Raw genomic sequence first — 206 nt, 5'->3', positions numbered from 1 at the left:
TCACTCCGCGCCCGGCTCAAGTCCCGTTCTACTCCACGCTGGTGGGTGAGCCGATCGACACCCGCACGCTGGACGCCGCCTACTGGTACCGCAACCTGCGCGAGCCGGTGCGCTTCGCTCCCGTCGTGCGCCGGCTGCTCGACGACGGCTTCGCCCTGTTCGTCGAGGCCAGCGCGCACCCCGTGCTGACCGTCGGCATCGGCGAG

At 71.4% G+C, this 206-nt stretch carries 1 protein-coding gene; it reads left to right on the top strand.

Features of this window, described 5'->3' with window-relative positions; translation table 11 throughout:
• Window positions 1–206 (top strand): acyltransferase domain-containing protein (locus VM95_RS41130; protein WP_157882323.1); only part of this gene is annotated, 206 nt, incomplete at both ends.

Origin of the sequence: Streptomyces rubellomurinus (assembly GCF_000961885.1) — a bacterium.
Taxonomy (GTDB): domain Bacteria; phylum Actinomycetota; class Actinomycetes; order Streptomycetales; family Streptomycetaceae; genus Kitasatospora; species Kitasatospora rubellomurina.
This window is presented reverse-complemented; position numbering and strand designations above follow the sequence as displayed.